Source organism: Acidovorax sp. AC410 (assembly GCF_979253235.1).
In genome coordinates, this window is record NZ_CEEDCG010000001.1 from 1,759,971 (window position 1) to 1,776,030 (window position 16,060).

Annotated in this window: 15 protein-coding genes and 1 riboswitch; of the genes, 10 read left to right on the plus strand and 5 right to left on the minus strand. The window is 68.4% G+C overall.

What is annotated here, in order from left to right:
* Positions 1 to 50 precede the first annotated feature (50 nt).
* Positions 51 to 3,113: an EAL domain-containing protein gene (locus AC0IZS_RS08135; RefSeq protein ID WP_471635164.1), complete on the plus strand. Its 3,063-nt coding sequence runs from the start codon at positions 51 to 53 to the stop codon at positions 3,111 to 3,113.
* Positions 3,114 to 3,122: 9 nt separating this feature from the next.
* Here the strand turns inward: AC0IZS_RS08135 and AC0IZS_RS08140 are convergent, their stop codons facing one another.
* Positions 3,123 to 5,108 carry a monovalent cation:proton antiporter family protein gene (locus tag AC0IZS_RS08140; protein ID WP_471635165.1) on the minus strand — a complete coding sequence of 662 codons (1,986 nt, stop codon included), beginning with the start codon at positions 5,106 to 5,108 and terminating at the stop codon, positions 3,123 to 3,125.
* 48 nt (positions 5,109 to 5,156) lie between these two features.
* Between AC0IZS_RS08140 and AC0IZS_RS08145 the strand changes: the two genes are divergently transcribed.
* The 4 genes from AC0IZS_RS08145 (at position 5,157) to AC0IZS_RS08160 (ending at position 8,262) form a co-directional block, all read left to right on the plus strand.
* Entirely contained in the window at positions 5,157 to 6,158 is a 1,002-nt protein-coding gene (locus tag AC0IZS_RS08145) for a KpsF/GutQ family sugar-phosphate isomerase (protein WP_471635166.1), read from the plus strand.
* Between the two features lie 3 nt (positions 6,159 to 6,161).
* Positions 6,162 to 6,728, plus strand: coding sequence for a KdsC family phosphatase (locus AC0IZS_RS08150; RefSeq protein ID WP_471635167.1), 567 nt, complete (start codon positions 6,162 to 6,164; stop codon positions 6,726 to 6,728).
* 64 nt (positions 6,729 to 6,792) lie between these two features.
* Complete coding sequence (gene lptC, locus AC0IZS_RS08155; protein WP_471635168.1) at positions 6,793 to 7,419, plus strand: LPS export ABC transporter periplasmic protein LptC; 627 nt, start codon at positions 6,793 to 6,795, stop codon at positions 7,417 to 7,419.
* A gap of 54 nt (positions 7,420 to 7,473) precedes the next feature.
* Positions 7,474 to 8,262: an SDR family oxidoreductase gene (locus tag AC0IZS_RS08160; protein ID WP_471635169.1), complete on the plus strand. Its 789-nt coding sequence runs from the start codon at positions 7,474 to 7,476 to the stop codon at positions 8,260 to 8,262.
* 193 nt (positions 8,263 to 8,455) lie between these two features.
* Here the strand turns inward: AC0IZS_RS08160 and AC0IZS_RS08165 are convergent, their stop codons facing one another.
* Positions 8,456 to 9,046: an RNA recognition motif domain-containing protein gene (locus AC0IZS_RS08165; protein WP_471635170.1), complete on the minus strand. Its 591-nt coding sequence runs from the start codon at positions 9,044 to 9,046 to the stop codon at positions 8,456 to 8,458.
* A gap of 326 nt (positions 9,047 to 9,372) precedes the next feature.
* Entirely contained in the window at positions 9,373 to 9,768 is a 396-nt protein-coding gene (locus AC0IZS_RS08170) for an RNA recognition motif domain-containing protein (RefSeq protein ID WP_471635171.1), read from the minus strand.
* Between the two features lie 251 nt (positions 9,769 to 10,019).
* A riboswitch (yybP-ykoY riboswitch) is annotated at positions 10,020 to 10,206 on the plus strand.
* A gap of 17 nt (positions 10,207 to 10,223) precedes the next feature.
* Here AC0IZS_RS08170 and AC0IZS_RS08175 point away from each other — a divergent pair.
* The 4 genes from AC0IZS_RS08175 (at position 10,224) to AC0IZS_RS08190 (ending at position 13,992) form a co-directional block, all read left to right on the plus strand.
* On the plus strand, positions 10,224 to 10,790 hold the full coding sequence (locus AC0IZS_RS08175; RefSeq protein WP_471635172.1) for a TMEM165/GDT1 family protein: 567 nt from the start codon (positions 10,224 to 10,226) through the stop codon (positions 10,788 to 10,790).
* 278 nt (positions 10,791 to 11,068) lie between these two features.
* Positions 11,069 to 12,199 (plus strand): homoserine O-succinyltransferase MetX, encoded by a 1,131-nt coding sequence (gene metX, locus AC0IZS_RS08180; protein WP_471635173.1) that lies wholly within the window; start codon positions 11,069 to 11,071, stop codon positions 12,197 to 12,199.
* Positions 12,196 to 12,780, plus strand: a complete 585-nt coding sequence (gene metW / locus AC0IZS_RS08185; protein WP_471635174.1) for a methionine biosynthesis protein MetW — start codon at positions 12,196 to 12,198, stop codon at positions 12,778 to 12,780. Before metX ends, metW begins: the two co-directional genes overlap by 4 nt.
* Before the next feature lie 81 nt (positions 12,781 to 12,861).
* The gene (locus AC0IZS_RS08190; RefSeq protein WP_471635175.1) at positions 12,862 to 13,992 is read left to right on the plus strand and encodes a glycerophosphodiester phosphodiesterase; all 1,131 of its coding nucleotides are present in this window, start codon (positions 12,862 to 12,864) and stop codon (positions 13,990 to 13,992) included.
* Here the strand turns inward: AC0IZS_RS08190 and AC0IZS_RS08195 are convergent, their stop codons facing one another.
* Positions 13,993 to 14,604 (minus strand): NAD(P)H-dependent oxidoreductase, encoded by a 612-nt coding sequence (locus AC0IZS_RS08195; protein WP_471635176.1) that lies wholly within the window; start codon positions 14,602 to 14,604, stop codon positions 13,993 to 13,995.
* Between the two features lie 96 nt (positions 14,605 to 14,700).
* Positions 14,701 to 15,138, minus strand: a complete 438-nt coding sequence (locus tag AC0IZS_RS08200; RefSeq protein ID WP_471635177.1) for a MerR family transcriptional regulator — start codon at positions 15,136 to 15,138, stop codon at positions 14,701 to 14,703.
* A 100-nt stretch (positions 15,139 to 15,238) separates the two neighbouring features.
* On the opposite strand from AC0IZS_RS08200, the gene otnI reads away from it, so the two are divergent.
* Positions 15,239 to 16,057 (plus strand): 2-oxo-tetronate isomerase, encoded by an 819-nt coding sequence (otnI, locus tag AC0IZS_RS08205; protein WP_471635178.1) that lies wholly within the window; start codon positions 15,239 to 15,241, stop codon positions 16,055 to 16,057.
* The last annotated feature ends 3 nt before the right edge of the window (positions 16,058 to 16,060 follow it).

The following is a 16,060-nucleotide window of genomic DNA, read 5'->3' on the forward strand; positions in this document are numbered from 1 at the left end:
CCTGCGGTGTTGCAGGCTGCTTCCCATTGCCTTGAAAAACCAGATCGGCCATGCCCATCTCCGTCCTGTTGATCGAAGACGACCGGGAGCACGCACGGGCGCTCGTCGAGGCATTGGTGGACCCCTGGCTGGGCTGGCGGGTGGAGGTGGCGCCCTCGCTGGCGCAGGCGCAGGCGTGGCTGGAGAACCACAGCCCTGACATCCTGCTGGTCTGCCAGCATTTCGAAGACGGCTCGGCCTACGACGTGCTTGAGCGCATGGGCCGCATCCCGGCCTTGATCATCGTGGACGCCGGGGCCGATGCCCAGGCAGCGCACGCCATGCGCCACGGCTTTGCCGACTTCACCATCCGCGACCCCGGCTGCAACTACCTGCTGGCCCTGCCCGCGCAGATCGAGGCCGTGCTCGAGCGCAGCAGCAGCGTGCGCGCCCGGCGCGCCGCCGAGGCCATGCTGGCGCGCCAGCACCGGCTGCTGCAGGCGATCTCGCGCGCACAGGCCGTGTTCATTGCCAGCTCGGCGCCGCGCGCCGCGTTCGATGCGCTGCTGCACGAGCTCATGGAGCTGACCGGCAGCCGGTTCGGGCTGGTCGGGCAGGTGCAGCGCACGGCCGAAGGCCAGCCCTTTCTGCGCATGCACTCCATGACCGACGTGGAATGGGACGAGGCCACGCGCGCGCGCTACACCCGGGACGCGGAGGAGGGCCGGGTCTTCGATGACCTCGACTCCCTTCCCGGCCAGGCGATGCAGACCGAAAAGCCGGTGATCATCCACAACGCAGAAGGCGACCCCCGCAGCGCCGGCATGCCGCCCGGCCACGCACCGGTGGTGTCCTACCTGGGCCTGCCGATCCTGGCCTCGGGCGAACTGGTCGCCGTGGTGGGGCTGGCCAACCGGCCCGAGGGCTACTCCGCAGCCGACGTGCAGTTCCTGCAGCCGCTCTTGAGCACCGTGGGCCAGCTGGAGCTGGCGCGCCGCGCCGAACTGGCACGCCGGCAGGTGGAGGAGGAGCTGGCGCGCACCAGCGACCTGTTGGCCGAAAAGACCCGCGCACTGCAGAGCACGCTGGCCAGCGTGTCGCAGGGCATCACCAAGGTCGATGGCGAGGGCCGCATCCGCGTCTACAACCAGCGCTACCTGGAACTCCTGGACCTGCCCGAGGAACTGCTCGCGGGCGAGCCCCGGGTGGAGGAGGTGGTGCGCTTCCAGACCGAGCGCGGGGACTTCGGCACCGGTTTCCAGCTGATCGAGTCCAAGGCCAGGGACTATGTGGGCAGCGAGTATGCGGCGCACGGCGGCAAGCTGACCATGCCGGACAGCTACATCCGCCGCACGGTGGCCGGCCGCTTCATCGAGGTGCGCACACGCCCGCTGGAAGGCGGCGGCCGCGTGCGCACCTTCACCGACGTGACCGACTACCTGGGTGCGCTGGAGGCCCTGCGCGAGAGCGAGGCGCGCTGGCGCAGCCTCACGCAGCTGTCCTCCGACTGGTATTGGGAGCAGGATGCCGAATTCCGCTTCGTGCGCATCGAGGGCAGCCCGCAGAACAAGATGGACCTGCCCGACGAGCAACTGTTCGGCCTCACGCGCTGGGAGCTGCCGAACACCTTTGCGGACGACGGCCAATGGCGTGCACACCGCGAGCAGCTCGCGCAGCGCCAGGTGTTCCGCAATTTCGAGATCCAGCGCATGTCGGCGCAAGGGGAGCCGCTGTGGGTTTCCATCAGCGGCGAGCCGATCTTCAACGCCGAAGGCGAGTTCACCGGCTACCGCGGGCTGGCCCGCGACATCACGGAGCGCAAGCGTGCCGAGGCCGAGATCCAGCGCCTTGCCTTCTACGACGAACTGACCCGGCTGCCCAACCGGCGCCTGCTGCTCGACCGCCTGGAGCGCGTGGCGACGGCCTGCGAGCGCGACGGCCAGCATGGCGCCCTGCTGTTCCTGGACCTGGACAACTTCAAGGGCATCAACGACACCATGGGCCACGAATGGGGCGACCGCCTGCTGGTGCAGGTGGGCGAGCGCCTGCGCGCCAGCGTGCGCGCCACCGACACCGTGGCCCGCCTGGGCGGCGATGAATTCGTCGTGGTACTGCAGGGCCTGAGCAGTGAGGAGACCGGCGCTGCCGTGGAAGCCGAAGCCGTGGCCCAGAAGGTGCTGCAGGCCCTGAACGAGCCCTATGAGATGGATGGCAGCGAGCTGCACAGCACGCCCAGCATCGGCATTGCGCTGTTCCACGACCGCGAGCAGCCCGTCAACGAACTGCTCAAGCGGGCCGACCTGGCGATGTACCAGGCCAAGGCCCAGGGGCGCAACACGCTGTGCTTCTTCGACCCCGCCATGCAGGCGGCAGCCACGGCGCGCTCGGCGCTGGAGGGCGACATCCGCCAGGGCATCCAGCGCAACGAGTTTCTGCTGCACTACCAGCCCGTGGTCAACGCCACGGGCCAGACCCTGGGCGCCGAGGCCCTGGTGCGCTGGCAGCATCCGCAGCGCGGCATGGTGCCGCCCGGGCAGTTCATTCCGCTGGCCGAGCAGACCGGGCTGATCCTGCCCCTGGGCCAGCGCGTGCTGCACCTGGCCTGCGAGCAGCTGGCGCGCTGGAACCGGGAACCCGCCACGCAGGCCTGGACGGTGGCCGTGAATGTGAGCGCGCAGGAGTTCCGCCACACCGAATTCGTGCCCCAGGTGCTGCAGGCGCTGTACACCACGGGCGCCAACCCCGGGCGGCTCAAGCTGGAGCTGACCGAAAGCCTGCTGCTCTCGGACGTGGAAGAGAGCATCGTCAAGATGCAGGTGCTGCGCAACCTGGGGGTGGGCTTCTCGCTGGACGATTTCGGCACCGGCTATTCATCGCTCGCCTACCTCAAGCGCCTGCCGCTGGACCAGCTCAAGATCGACCAGAGCTTCGTGCGCGACGTGCTCACCGACCCCAACGATGCGGCCATTGCCTGCACCATCGTCGCGCTGGCGCACAGCCTGGGCCTGGACGTGGTGGCCGAAGGCGTGGAGACCGAGGGCCAGCACGACTTCCTGCTGCGCAACGGCTGCCAGCAGTTCCAGGGCTATCTGTTCGGACGGCCCGGCCCCGCAGAGGCGCTGCAGCCCGGCTGATCCGGTCTATCAGCCTTTCAGCAGCCTGGCTTCGGCCAGGCTCAGCGAGGTCGGATGCCCCGAGAGCACCAGCGTGTCGCCCTCGGCCAGCGCCGCATCGTCCACCGCCGCACTCACATGGCCATTGGCGCGGCGCAGGTTGACCACACGCACGCCCATGGCCGGCAGGGCCAGGTCGCCCAGCGCCTGGCCCAGGGTCTTGGCGCCCGAGGGCAGGGTAACGGTGGCCAGGCGCTCCTGGTCGCGCTCGTTGACGGTGTCGTCGTCGGCTCCGTGGAAGTAGCCGCGCAGCAGGTTGTAGCGCGCGTCGCGCTGGTCCTGCACCAGGCGCAGCACGCGGCGCATGGGCACGCCGACCAGGGCCAGGGCATGGCTGGCGAGCATCAGCGAACCCTCGATGGCCTCGGGCACGACCTCGGTGGCTCCGGCCTCCCGCAGCTTGTCCAGATGCAGGTCGTCCTGGGTGCGCACCACCACCGGCACCTGCGGTGCATGGGAGCGGGTATTGGCCAGCACCTTGAGCGCGGCCGGCACGTCGATGTAGGTCACGGCCACGGCGCTGGCACGCACCAGGCCGGCGGCCATGAGCGCCTGCAGGCGCGTGGCGTCCCCATAGACCACGGAGTCGCCGGCAGCGGCGGCCTGGCGCACGCGGTCCGGATCCAGGTCGAGCGCCATGTACGGGATGCCCTCGTGCTCCAGCATGCGTGCCAGGTTCTGGCCCGAACGGCCGTAGCCGCAGATGATCACGTGCTTGCTCGAATTGATGGACTTGCGCGCGATGGTCGTCATCTGCAGCGATTGCTGCAGCCAGTCACTGGCCACCAGCTTCATCACGATGCGGTTGGCGTACATGATCAGGAAGGGCGTGGCCAGCATCGACAGCACCATGGCCGCGAGGATCGGGTTCATGAGCGCGGGCTGCACCAGGTTGTTGTTCTGGGCCAGCGACAGCAGCACGAAGCCGAACTCGCCGGCCTGCGCCAGGTACAGCCCGGTGCGCAGCGAAACCCCCGTGGTGGCCCCCATGCCGCGCGCCAGCACCAGGATGACCACCAGCTTGAGCGTGATCGGCACCACCAGCAGCACCAGCACCAGGCCCCAGCGGTCGACCAGGATGTGCCAGTCCAGCATCATGCCAATGGTGATGAAGAACAACCCAAGCAGCACGTCGTGGAAGGGGCGGATGTCGGTGCCCACCTGGTGGCTGTATTCGGTCTCCGACACCAGCACGCCGGCGATGAAGGCGCCGAGCGCCAGGCTCAGGCCGGCCACCTCGGTCAGCCAGGACAGGCCCAGGGTGATGAGCAGCAGGTTGAGCATGAACAGCTCTTCACTCTTGCGCCGTGCCACCAGGGTCAGCCACCAGCGCATCACGCGCTGGCCGCCGGTGAGCAGCAGGCCCACCAGCACCGTGGCCTTGAGCAAGGCCCAGCCCAGCGCCACCAGCAGCTTGTCGGGCGAGGAGCCCAGCGCCGGGATCAGCACCAGCAGCGGCACCACGGCCAGGTCCTGGAACAGCAGGATGCCCATGACGTTGCGGCCATGCTCGCTTTCGAGCTCGGCGCGCTCGGCCATGAGCTTGACCACGATGGCCGTGCTGCTCATGGCCATCACGCCCGACAGGGCCAGCGCCGTCTGCCAGCCCATCTCCCAGATCCCGCCCACCAGGAGCGAAAGGGCCAGCGAGCCACCGGCCGCCAGGGTCATGGTCACCGCCACCTGCATCAACCCCAGGCCGAACACCTGGCGGCGCATGGCGCGCAGCTTGGGCAGGCTGAACTCCAGCCCGATGGCGAACATCAGGAACACCACGCCGAATTCACCCAGGTGCCGCACCCCCTCGGAGTTCTGGGCCAGCGCCAGCGCATGCGGGCCGATCAGCACGCCGGCGGCCAGGTAGCCCAGCATGGGCGGCAGTTTCAGGCTGCGGCAGACCACCACGCCCAGCACTGCGGCCAGCAGGTAAAGCAGGGTGAGGGCGAGTGAGGACATAGGCTGATGCTATCCGAGCCAGGGCAGGCCGGTCGATAGAATCGTGGGATGACCCCCGCTGCCCCCGTGCTCCCCCCCTTCGATGCCGAACAGGCCCTCCGCCTGGCCCGCGAGACCTTCGACATTGAGGCCGCCGCCCTGAACGCCCTGGCCGCCCGCGTGGATGCACGCTTTGCGCAGGCGGTGCAGATGGCGCTGTCCATCCGCGGCCGCGTGGTGGTGATGGGCATGGGCAAGAGCGGCCATGTGGGCCGCAAGATCGCGGCCACCCTGGCCTCCACCGGCACCCCGGCGTTTTTCGTGCACCCGGGCGAGGCCAGCCATGGCGACCTGGGCATGGTGACCGAGCACGACATGGTGCTGGCCATCTCCAACAGCGGCGAGAGCGGCGAGCTCACGGCCATCCTGCCGGTGCTCAAGCGCCTCGGGGTTCCGCTGCTGGCACTGACCGGCGGCCTGGACTCCACCCTGGCGCGCCATGCCGACCTGGTGCTCGACTGCAGCGTGGACCGCGAGGCCTGCCCGCTGAACCTGGCTCCCACCGCCAGCACCACGGCCCAGCTGGCCATGGGCGACGCGCTGGCCGTGGCCCTGCTCGATGCCCGGGGTTTCCGGCCCGAGGACTTCGCGCGCTCGCACCCCGGTGGGGCGCTGGGGCGCAAGCTGCTCACGCACGTGAGCGACGTGATGCGCTCGGGCAGCGACGTGCCGCGCGTGGCGCCCGGGGCCTCGTTCAGCGAGCTGATGCGCGAGATGAGCGCCAAGGGCCTGGGCGCATCGGCCATCGTGGACCCGGCCGGCCAGATCCTGGGCATCTTCACCGACGGCGACTTGCGCCGGCGCATCGAGGCCGGTGCCGACCTGCGCTCCGCCAGTGCCGCCGAGGTCATGCACCCCTCGCCCCGGCGCATTGCCCCCGACGCCCTGGCCGTGGATGCCGCCGAGCTCATGGAGGCCCACAGCATCACCAGCGTGCTGGTGGTGGACGCCGCCGGTGCGCTGGTCGGCGTGGTGCATATCGGCGACCTGATGCGCGCCAAGGTGATCTGAGCCATGGCCAGCCCCCTTTCCGTGCAACAGCCGGCCCTGAACTTCGCACCCGAGCTGCTGCTGCGCGCCCAGGGCGTGCGCGTGGCGTTCTTCGACGTGGACGGCGTGCTCACCGACGGCAGCCTGCTGTTCACCGACGCCGGTGAAACCATCAAGCGCTTCAACACCCTGGACGGCCACGGCCTCAAGCTGCTGCAGAAGGCCGGCATCACCCCGGCCGTGATCACCGGGCGCGACTCGGCCCCGCTGCGCGTGCGCCTGAAAGCCCTGGGCGTGGAGCATGCGGTCTTCGGCACCGAGGACAAGCGCCCCGCGGCCGAGGGCATCCTGGCCGGCCTGGGCCTGTCCTGGACGCAGGCCGCCGCCATGGGCGACGACTGGCCCGACCTGCCGGTGATGCGCCGCAGCGCCTTCGCCTGCGCACCAGCGAATGCGCAGATCGAGGTGCGCCAGAACGCGCACTACGTGACCGCCGCCCGGGGCGGCGACGGCGCTGCCCGCGAACTGTGCGACCTGCTGCTGGTGGCCACCGGCCACTATGCGCGCCTGCTGGCAGACTACACCGCATGACGACCACCGCCCCGCTTTTCTTCTTGCCCGCTGCCGCCACCGACCTGCGCGCCGGAGACCGCCCATGAGCCGGCGCCAGATGCTGCGCCAGAGCTGGGAGCGCATCACCCTGTACCTGCCGGTGCTGATCATGGGCCTGCTGGCCCTGGGCACCTGGTGGCTGGTGCGCAATGCGCCCATGCCGCTGGCCCCCGCCACCGAAAAGGCCCGCAGCAACCAGCCCGACTATGCGATGAAGGCGTTTTCGGTCAAGAGCTTCGATGTCAAAGGCCGGCTGCAAAGCGAGGTGCAGGGCGACCTGGCGCGCCATTTTCCGGACACGGACACGCTGGAGATCGACCACGCGCGCATGCGCTCGGTGGCACTGGACGGGCGCCTGACCCTGGCCACGGCCAACCGGGCCCTGAGCAATGCCGACGGCAGCGAAGTGCAGCTGTTCGGCAATGCCATCGTCACGCGCGAGCCACTGCCCGCCCGCCCCGGCGTGGCCGCCCAGCCGCGCATGGAGTTCCGCAGCGAATTCCTGCATGCCTACACCCAGACCGAGCGCGTGCGTTCGGACAAGCCGGTGGTCCTGACCCGGGGCAACGACCGCTTCACGGCCGACGGCATGGACTACGACCACCTCGACCAGGTGCTGCAACTGCGCGGCCGGGTCAAGGGCGTGCTCGTGCCCGGCGCCGCTAGGTAAAAGAAGAAGCACCCAGCGCCGGCCGGCGCATTCCACTCCACCACCAAGGCCCCCATGACCCTGCAGCAGCGACCCTCACTGGCCTTCATCACCGGCGCCTCCAGCGGCATCGGCCAGGCCCTGGCCCTGCGCTTTCACCAGGCGGGCTACCGCCTGGCGCTGGTGGCGCGCCGCACCGAGGAGGTCAAGGCCTGGGCGATCGCACAAGGCTTCGACCCCGCGGACTACGAGATCTACGGCGCCGACGTCTCGGTGGTGGACAGCATCGTTGCCGCCGGGCGCGACTGCCTGGTACGCCAGGGCACGCCCGACGTGGTGATCGCCAACGCCGGCATCAGCGTGGGCATGGACACGGCGGTGCGCGGCGACATCGACGTGATGGCCCGCACCTTCGCCACCAACAACATCGGCATGGCCGCCACCTTCCACCCCTTCGTCGAGGCCATGGTGCAGCGCCAAAGCGGCACGTTCGTGGGCATCGGCAGCGTGGCCGGCATCCGCGGGCTGCCCGGGCACGGGGCCTACTGCGGCAGCAAGGCGGCCGTCATCAGCTACTGCGAGAGCCTGCGCGGCGAGATGCGGCCGCATGGCGTGCGCGTGGTGACCATCTCGCCCGGCTACATCGACACCCCGCTGACCCAGCACAACCGCTACGGCATGCCCTTCCTCATGAAGGCCGAGGATTTTGCAGAGCGGGCATTCCGGGCCATCAGCGCAGGCGCCACCTACCGTGTGATCCCCTGGCAGATGGGGGTGGTCGCCAAGCTCATGCGCCTGCTGCCCAATGCGGTGTTCGACAAGGCGCTGGCGGGGCGGCCGCGCAAGCGCAGAATGGACGAGTAGCCCCCTGAGTCGCTTTGCGCCGTCCCCCAGCGCGGCGGGGCGGCCCTTGCGCGGGGCACTGCCTTCAGGCCCAGCGCGTTTTGATTTTCTGCTGGTAGCGATTTGCGCCATGGAGCATGAAAGGCAGGCCCTTCGCATGCTTCAGACGTGAAAAAAGCCCCCGAAGGGGCTTTGTTGCTGGGGAGCGTGGGGCTTAGTAGCCGCCGTTGCCGCCACCGCCGTAACCGCCGCCACCACCACTGCGGCCACCGCCACCACCGCCGTTGCGCGAACCGGAGCCGTAGGGGCTGCGAAAACCGCCTTCGCTGCGGCCGCCACCACCGTAGCCACCGCCGCCGCCGTCACCACGGCCTCCGCCGCCGTAACCGCCACCACCGCCGTCACGGCCGCCACCACCACCGTAGCCGCCGCCACCGCCTTCACGGCCGCCGCCACCACCATAGCCGCCACCGCCGCCGCTGCGGCCACCACCACCACCGCCGCCATAACCGCCACCACCGCCGCCGCCAAAGCCGCCGCTGCGCGGTGGGCGGGGTTCCATGGGGCGTGCTTCATTCACGACGATGCTGCGGCCACCCAGAGGCTGGCCGTTCATGCCATTGATGGCGGCCTGCGCTTCCGGATCGCTGCCCATCTCGACGAAGCCGAAACCCTTGGAGCGGCCGGTGTCGCGCTCCATCATCACCTTGGCACTGGTCACTGCGCCAAATTGGCCAAAGGCCTGCTCCAGATCGCTGTCGCGCACCGAGTACGGCAAATTGCCAACGTACAGTTTGTTGCCCATCGAGGGACTCCTCAAAAACACATGGATAAAGCGATGGAGTCCCGATACCGCAGCCAGCTAATCTCAATGACGCTCTCAGCGCGAAACTGACGGATCACCGCAAACTTGAGACGGGCAAGGCCCGCCAAGCCATTATGCGCCACAAATTTCCCAAAAAAGCAAGCCTCATGGTCTGGCGGGTTACGGTGTGGTGGCATGGTGACAAATGCCACGGCGACGCAAGAAATGGGTGCATACGCGCGCCGCATGGGCATGAAAAAAGGAGCCCGAAGGCTCCTTGTTTTTGTCGTCAGCAGGCCAGGCCTGCCGGGACGGGTATGCGCTGCTTAGTAGCTGCTACGGCCACCGCCGTAACCACCACCGCCGCCGCCGCTACGGCCGCCACCGCCGCCGTAACCGCCGCCGCCACCACCACCGTAGCCGCCGCCACCACCGCCGCCGCCACCGAAGCCACCGCTACGGGGAGCGCGGGGCTCCATGGGACGGGCTTCGTTGACCACGAGGTCACGGCCGCCAAAATTCTGGCCATGCACGCCTTGGATGGCGGCTTGTGCTTCGGCATCGCTGCCCATTTCGACAAAGCCGAAACCCTTGGAACGGCCGGTGTCACGCTCCATCATGACCTTGGCGCTGCCAACCGAGCCGTACTGGCTGAAGGTTTGCTGCAGGTCTTCGTCGCGGAAGCTGTAGGGCAGGTTGCCCACGTAAAGTTTGTTGCCCATGAAAGGACTCCTGAAAAAACATGAAAACGCGATGGAGCCCGACGCAATCAACAAACCTGTGACGACTTCAAAGACGCGAAACTGACCATTCACCGCTAACCATCTGCCTTGCTGCTGGGCAGAAAGGCGAAGTTATTATCAATCACTTTGTGTGGCTTGTGGGTTTTTATTTCAGCAAGGGCAAACCCGAACTGCCTGTGATCAACCGAGCGCAGCATCGGGTTTCTCCCTAGATTTCCCAACATTCGCATACAATTGCGGCGTCTTTGGGGAGTAGCCCGTCCGTCGCGCATGCGCCGGGGGCATGCGTCAACACACTTGGGTTCCTTGAAACCTATGGCGCATGCGGCTTTTTAGCTGGGCGAGACCATTGACTGCATGCCGATCCAATGGCCGGAGTCGGGGTGCAGTCAATGTGCGTCTCATAACAATCCGGCCGGATTGACCCCACCCCCATGGAAGCCTTCTTCGTTTCGACCGCCCTCGTCGCCCTTGCCGAGATGGGCGACAAGACCCAACTGCTGGCGCTGGTACTCGCCGCCCGTTTCCGCAAACCCTGGCCCATCGTCCTCGGCATCCTGGTCGCCACGCTGGCCAACCACGGCCTGGCCGGCGCCGTGGGCGCCTGGGTCACGACGGTGCTGGGCCCGCAGCTGTTGCGCTGGATCCTGGGCGCCTCGTTCATCGCCATGGCCATCTGGATGCTGATCCCCGACAAGCTCGACGAAGAAGAGACCGGGGGAGCCCCGCGCTGGGGCGTCTTCGGCACCACGCTGATCGCCTTCTTCCTGGCCGAGATGGGTGACAAGACCCAGATTGCCACGGTCATGCTCGCAGCCCAGTACAACGCCTACCTGTGGGTGGTGGCAGGCACCACGCTCGGGATGATGCTGGCCAACGCGCCCGTGGTGTGGCTGGGCGAGCGCATCACGCGGCGCGTGCCCATTCGCGCGGTGCATCTGGTGTCTGCCGGGATCTTCCTGGTGCTCGGCGGCATCGCGCTGTTCGCGCCGGTGAACTGACTCCTCCTTGAGTCGCTTCGCGCCTTCGCCCATAGGGGGACGCCACCCGTGGCCTGGCAAAGCCAGTTCCACGGTGGAACTGGCATGAGGCATGCCAGTGCCCACGGCCTGCGTGCGGCGCGCAGGCCCGTTGGTCACCGGGGTGCGGCCAGCGCCCGGCTTTGGTATAGTCGTGCCTGCGCCGATTTGCCATAGCTTGCGGGCGCTTTATAAATTCTGCTAAAGACCCGACCGACACCCAAACCCCGGCCTCGTTTTTAGCGATGCCGGGTTTTTTTATGTCGTTCATTGCCACACCCCAGTCCATGCATTTCGAGGAAGCGCTGCCACTGCAGAGTGGTGCCTCCATCCGCGACTACGTGCTGGCCTACGAGACCTACGGCACGCTCAATGCCGAGCGCTCCAACGCCGTGCTGGTCTGCCATGCCCTCAATGCCTCGCACCATGTGGCCGGCGTCTACGAAGGCCAGCCGCGCAGCGAGGGCTGGTGGGACAACATGATCGGCCCGGGCAAGCCGGTGGACACCAACCGCTTCTTCGTGATCGGCGTGAACAACCTGGGTTCGTGCTTCGGCTCCACCGGCCCCATGCACACCCACCCCGACACGGGCGAGGTCTATGGTGCCGACTTCCCGGTGGTGACGGTGGAAGACTGGGTGAACGCCCAGGCCCGCCTGCTCGACCGGCTGGGCATCACCCAGTTGGCCGCCGTGCTGGGCGGCAGCCTGGGCGGCATGCAGGCCCTGGGTTGGACGCTGCAGTACCCCGAGCGCATGCGCCATGCCGTGGTCGTGGCCAGCGCCCCCAACCTCACGGCAGAGAACATCGCCTTCAACGAGGTGGCGCGCCGCGCCATCGTCACCGACCCGGACTTCCACGGCGGCCACTTCTACCGCCATGGCGTGATCCCCCAGCGCGGCCTGCGCATCGCGCGCATGATCGGCCACATCACCTACCTCAGCGACGACGTGATGAACGAGAAGTTCGGGCGCCAGCTGCGCGAGGGCCTCACGCCCAAATACAGTACCCAGGACATCGAGTTCCAGATCGAGAGCTACCTGCGCTACCAGGGCGACAAGTTCAGCGAGTACTTCGACGCCAACACCTACCTCTTGATCACGCGCGCGCTCGACTACTTCGACCCGGCTCTGCAGCACGGCGGCAGCCTGACCCAGGCGCTGGCCCGGGCCACGGCGAAGTTTTTGCTCATCAGCTTCACCACCGACTGGCGCTTTTCGCCCCAGCGCAGCCGCGAGATCGTCAAGGCCCTGCTCGACAACCGCCGCCGCGTGAGCTACGCCGAGATCGATGCGCCGCACGGGCACGACGCCTTCCTGCTCGACGACCCGCGCTACATGGACACCATGCGCTCTTATTTCGACAGCATCGCCCAGGAGCACCACGCATGACCGAAAAAGCCACGATGGAGGCGCTGGCGCGTCTGGTCCCCCAGGGCTCGCGCGTGCTCGACCTGGGGTGCGGCGATGGCGCCATGCTGTCCTACCTGCAGCGCGAGCGCGGCTGCAGCGGCTACGGCATCGAGATCGCTGACGCCAACGTGCTGGCCTGCGTGCGCCGCGGGGTGGACGTGATCCAGCTCAACCTCGACGAGGGCCTGGCCATGTTCGGCGACAACAGCTTCGACGTGGTGCTGCAGATCGACACACTGCAGCACCTGCGCAACGCCGAGGTGATGCTGCGCGAGACGGCCCGCGTGGGCCGCACCGGCATCGTCGCCTTCCCCAACTTCGCGCACTGGCCCAACCGCCTGTCCATCCTGCGCGGGCGCATGCCGGTGACCCGGCGCCTGCCCTACCAGTGGTACGACACGCCCAACATCCGCGTGGGCACCTACAAGGATTTCGAGGTGCTGGCGCACAAGAACGAGCTGCGCGTGCTCGAGTCCTTCGGCCTGCAGGACGGCAGGGAAGTGCGCTTTCTGCCCAACGTGATGGCCGGCACGGCGGTGTTCCACTTCGAGCACGCCTGAGCGTTCGCAGGCGTGCGCCATGCGCGCGTCACGCAACCGGTTTATGGTGGAAGGCTGGAGATAACCGTCCCGGAGAACACCATGCGCCTTCTGCCCCTGAAATCCGCTCTTGCCGCCGCCATCCTTTGCACCCTTGCCCTGGGCGCCACCGCCCAGCAGGCCTGGCCGCCCACCCCCACGGTGATCGCGCACCGCGGCGCCTCGGCGCTGCGCCCCGAGCACACGCTGGCGGCCTACCAGAAGGCCATCGACGACGGTGCCGACATCATCGAGCCGGACCTGGTGATCACCAAGGACGGGGTGCTGGTGGCCCGGCACGAGAACGCCATCGCCATCCTCAACCCCGACGGCTCGGTGAAAGAGGCCACCACCGACGTGGTGGACCGCCCCGAGTTCGCCGCGCGCAAGGCCACGCGCAGCATCGACGGCCAGGCCATCACCGGCTGGTTCACCGAAGACTTCACCCTGGCCGAGCTCAAGACCCTGCGCGCGCGCGAGCGCATCCCGGCGCAGCGCCCGGCCAATGTGGCCTACAACGGCCAGTTCGAGATCCCGACGCTGCAGGAGGTGATCGACCTGGCCCGGGCCCAGAGCGCCAAGCTCGGCCGCACCATCGGCATCTACCCCGAGACCAAGCACCCGACCTACTTCCAGTCCATCGGCATGCCGCTGGAGGCACCGCTGCTCGCCGTGCTCGAGAAGAACGGCTGGAACCACCAGGGCGCGCCGGTGTTCGTGCAGTCCTTCGAGGTGGCCAACCTGCAGGCCATCCGCAAGCTGAGCACGGTGCGCCTGGTGCAGCTGGTCGCGCCCTCGGGTCGGCCCTACGACTTCGTGGCCCAGGGCGCAGCCAACACGCGCAGCTATGCCGACCTGGTCACGGCCGAAGGGCTCAAGCAGGTAGCGACCTACGCCAACGCCGTCGGCCCCTTCAAGACCCTGGTGGTCCCGGTGAAGGACGGGGTCCTCGGCGAGCCCACCGCGCTCGTGGCCAACGCCCGCGCGGCCGGCCTGTCGGTACACATCTGGACGCTGCGGCCCGAGAACAGCTTTTTGCCCGCCAGCCTGCGCAAGGCCCCGGCCAGCGATGCCACGGCGCGCGGCGACAGCATCGCCGAGATCACGGCCTACCTGCGCGCAGGGGTGGACGGCTTCTTCACCGACGACTCGGCCGTGGGCCGCGCCGCCGTGCAGGCATTCGGCAAGAAGTAGTCAGGAGGCCGTCGCAGCCGCCGGGGCACGACCGCCGTGCCGCGCGCCCAGCGCACGCGCCTGCGCCACCCATGCGCCCAGGCGCTTCGCATCGGCCGTGCGCACCGGCCCGAAACTGCGCACTTTCACGGGCCGGATGCCGCAGAACTCCAGGATGGCCTTCTTCATCTGCTGGTGGCCCGGCATGCGCGTGACCCAGCGGAAGTACCAGGGCGGCGAATCCATAGTCACCAGCAGCTCGGCCGAGCGGCCGGCCAGCAGCCGGTCCCACAGCGAGGAGCCCGGGCGGTACTTGAAGGCATAGCCAGGCAGCAGCACCCGGTCGATGAAGCCCTTCAACAGCGCTGGCATGGCGCCCCACCAGATGGGGTAGACCCAGACCAGGTGCTCGGCCCAGCGAATGTCGGCCTGCGCGGCCAGCAAGTCGGGTTCCAGCGGCTGTTCGCCATAGTGGCCGGCATGCAGCAGGGGATCGAAGTGCAGGGTAGACAGGTCCAGGCGCCGCACCTCGGCGCCGGCGGCCTGCGCGCCCTCGGCATAGGCGGTCGCCATGCCTGCGCACAGGCTGTTGGGGGCAGGGTGGCCAAGGATGACCAGGATGCGTTGCGCCACGAGAACTCCCGAAAAGTATTGAGTTCCCCATGCTCACCTTGCCCCACGGGGCAGAGTCAAGCAGCGGGATCAGGCTTTCCGGGACAAGAAACGGCGTCAGGCAGTGGCGTGGCCCACGGGGACCAACTGGCGCAATGGGCCCATGGGCGCATCCGGTGCAGCGCAGGCCTGCGGCGTGGCGGGGGCCGCCATGGCATCGCAGGCGTACAGTTCGGCCTCCAGTGCGGCCAGTTGTCCGTCGAGCACCGCCAGACGCGCTTGCTCCTGCGCCAGCGCCACGCGCCGCTGTGCCAGCAGACCGGCCATGCGCGCCCAACCAGCGCTGCTGTGCAGATCAGGCAGCCCATCGAGCTGCGCCAGGCTGAACCCCAGGCCCTGGGCCTGGCGGATCAGCTGCACGCGCGCCACGTCCCCCTCGCCATAGTGGCGGTAGCTGCCGTCGCGCGCCACCGTGCCCAGCAGTCCGCGGGCCTCGTACAGGCGGATGGCCTTGGGCGTGGTGCCGGTGCGTTGGGCAAGTTCTCCGATGCGCATGGGGGCGGTTCCTGAAGGGGGTGGGCAGTGGAGGGGAGGGCTCCATCCGCAAAATAGTAGCCTACGCAGGTCCTGGCCTTCCACCTTATTGCCTACCACCATGCCCCAGTTCGCCGCCAACCTGAGCCTGATGTACACCGAGCTGCCCTTCCTGGAACGCTTTGCCGCCGCCGCGCGCGACGGCTTTGCCGCGGTGGAATGCCAGTTCCCCTATGCCTTCGCCCCGGCCGAGCTGGCGGCGCGGCTGGCCGACAACGGCCTGGCCATGGTGTTGTTCAACGCACCGCCCAGCGGCACCGACCGCGCCAGCATGGCCACGGCCTGGGAGCAGCAGGCGCGTGGCACGGCCGCGCTGCCCGGCCGTGAAGCGGAGTTCCGCCGCGGCGTGCAGGAAGCGCTGGAATATGCAGACGCCCTCGATTGCACGCGCATCCACGTGCTTTCAGGCATGGTACCGGCCGGGGTGGAGCGCGAGTCGCTCAAGGGCCTGTGCGTGGACAACCTGCGCTGGGCCGCGGCCGAGGCTGCGAAGAGCAGGCGCGAGATCCTGATCGAGCCGATCAACCTGCGCGACATGCCGCGCTACTTCCTGAACCGCCAGGACCACGCCCACGAGCTGCTCGACGCCGCGCAGATGGACAACCTCAAGGTGCAGATGGACCTGTACCACTGCCAGATCGTGGAGGGCGATGTGGCCAGCAAGCTGCGCCGCTACCTGCCCACGGGCCGCGTGTCGCACCTGCAGGTAGCGGGTGTGCCCGAGCGCCAGGAGCCCGACCGGGGGGAGCTGCACTACCCCTATCTGTTCGACCTGATCGACAGCCTGGGCTACGCCGGCTGGGTGGGCTGCGAGTACCGCCCGGCCGCCGGCACCTCCGAGGGCCTGGGGTGGCTGGAGCGCACGCAGTCGGGTCACTGACGT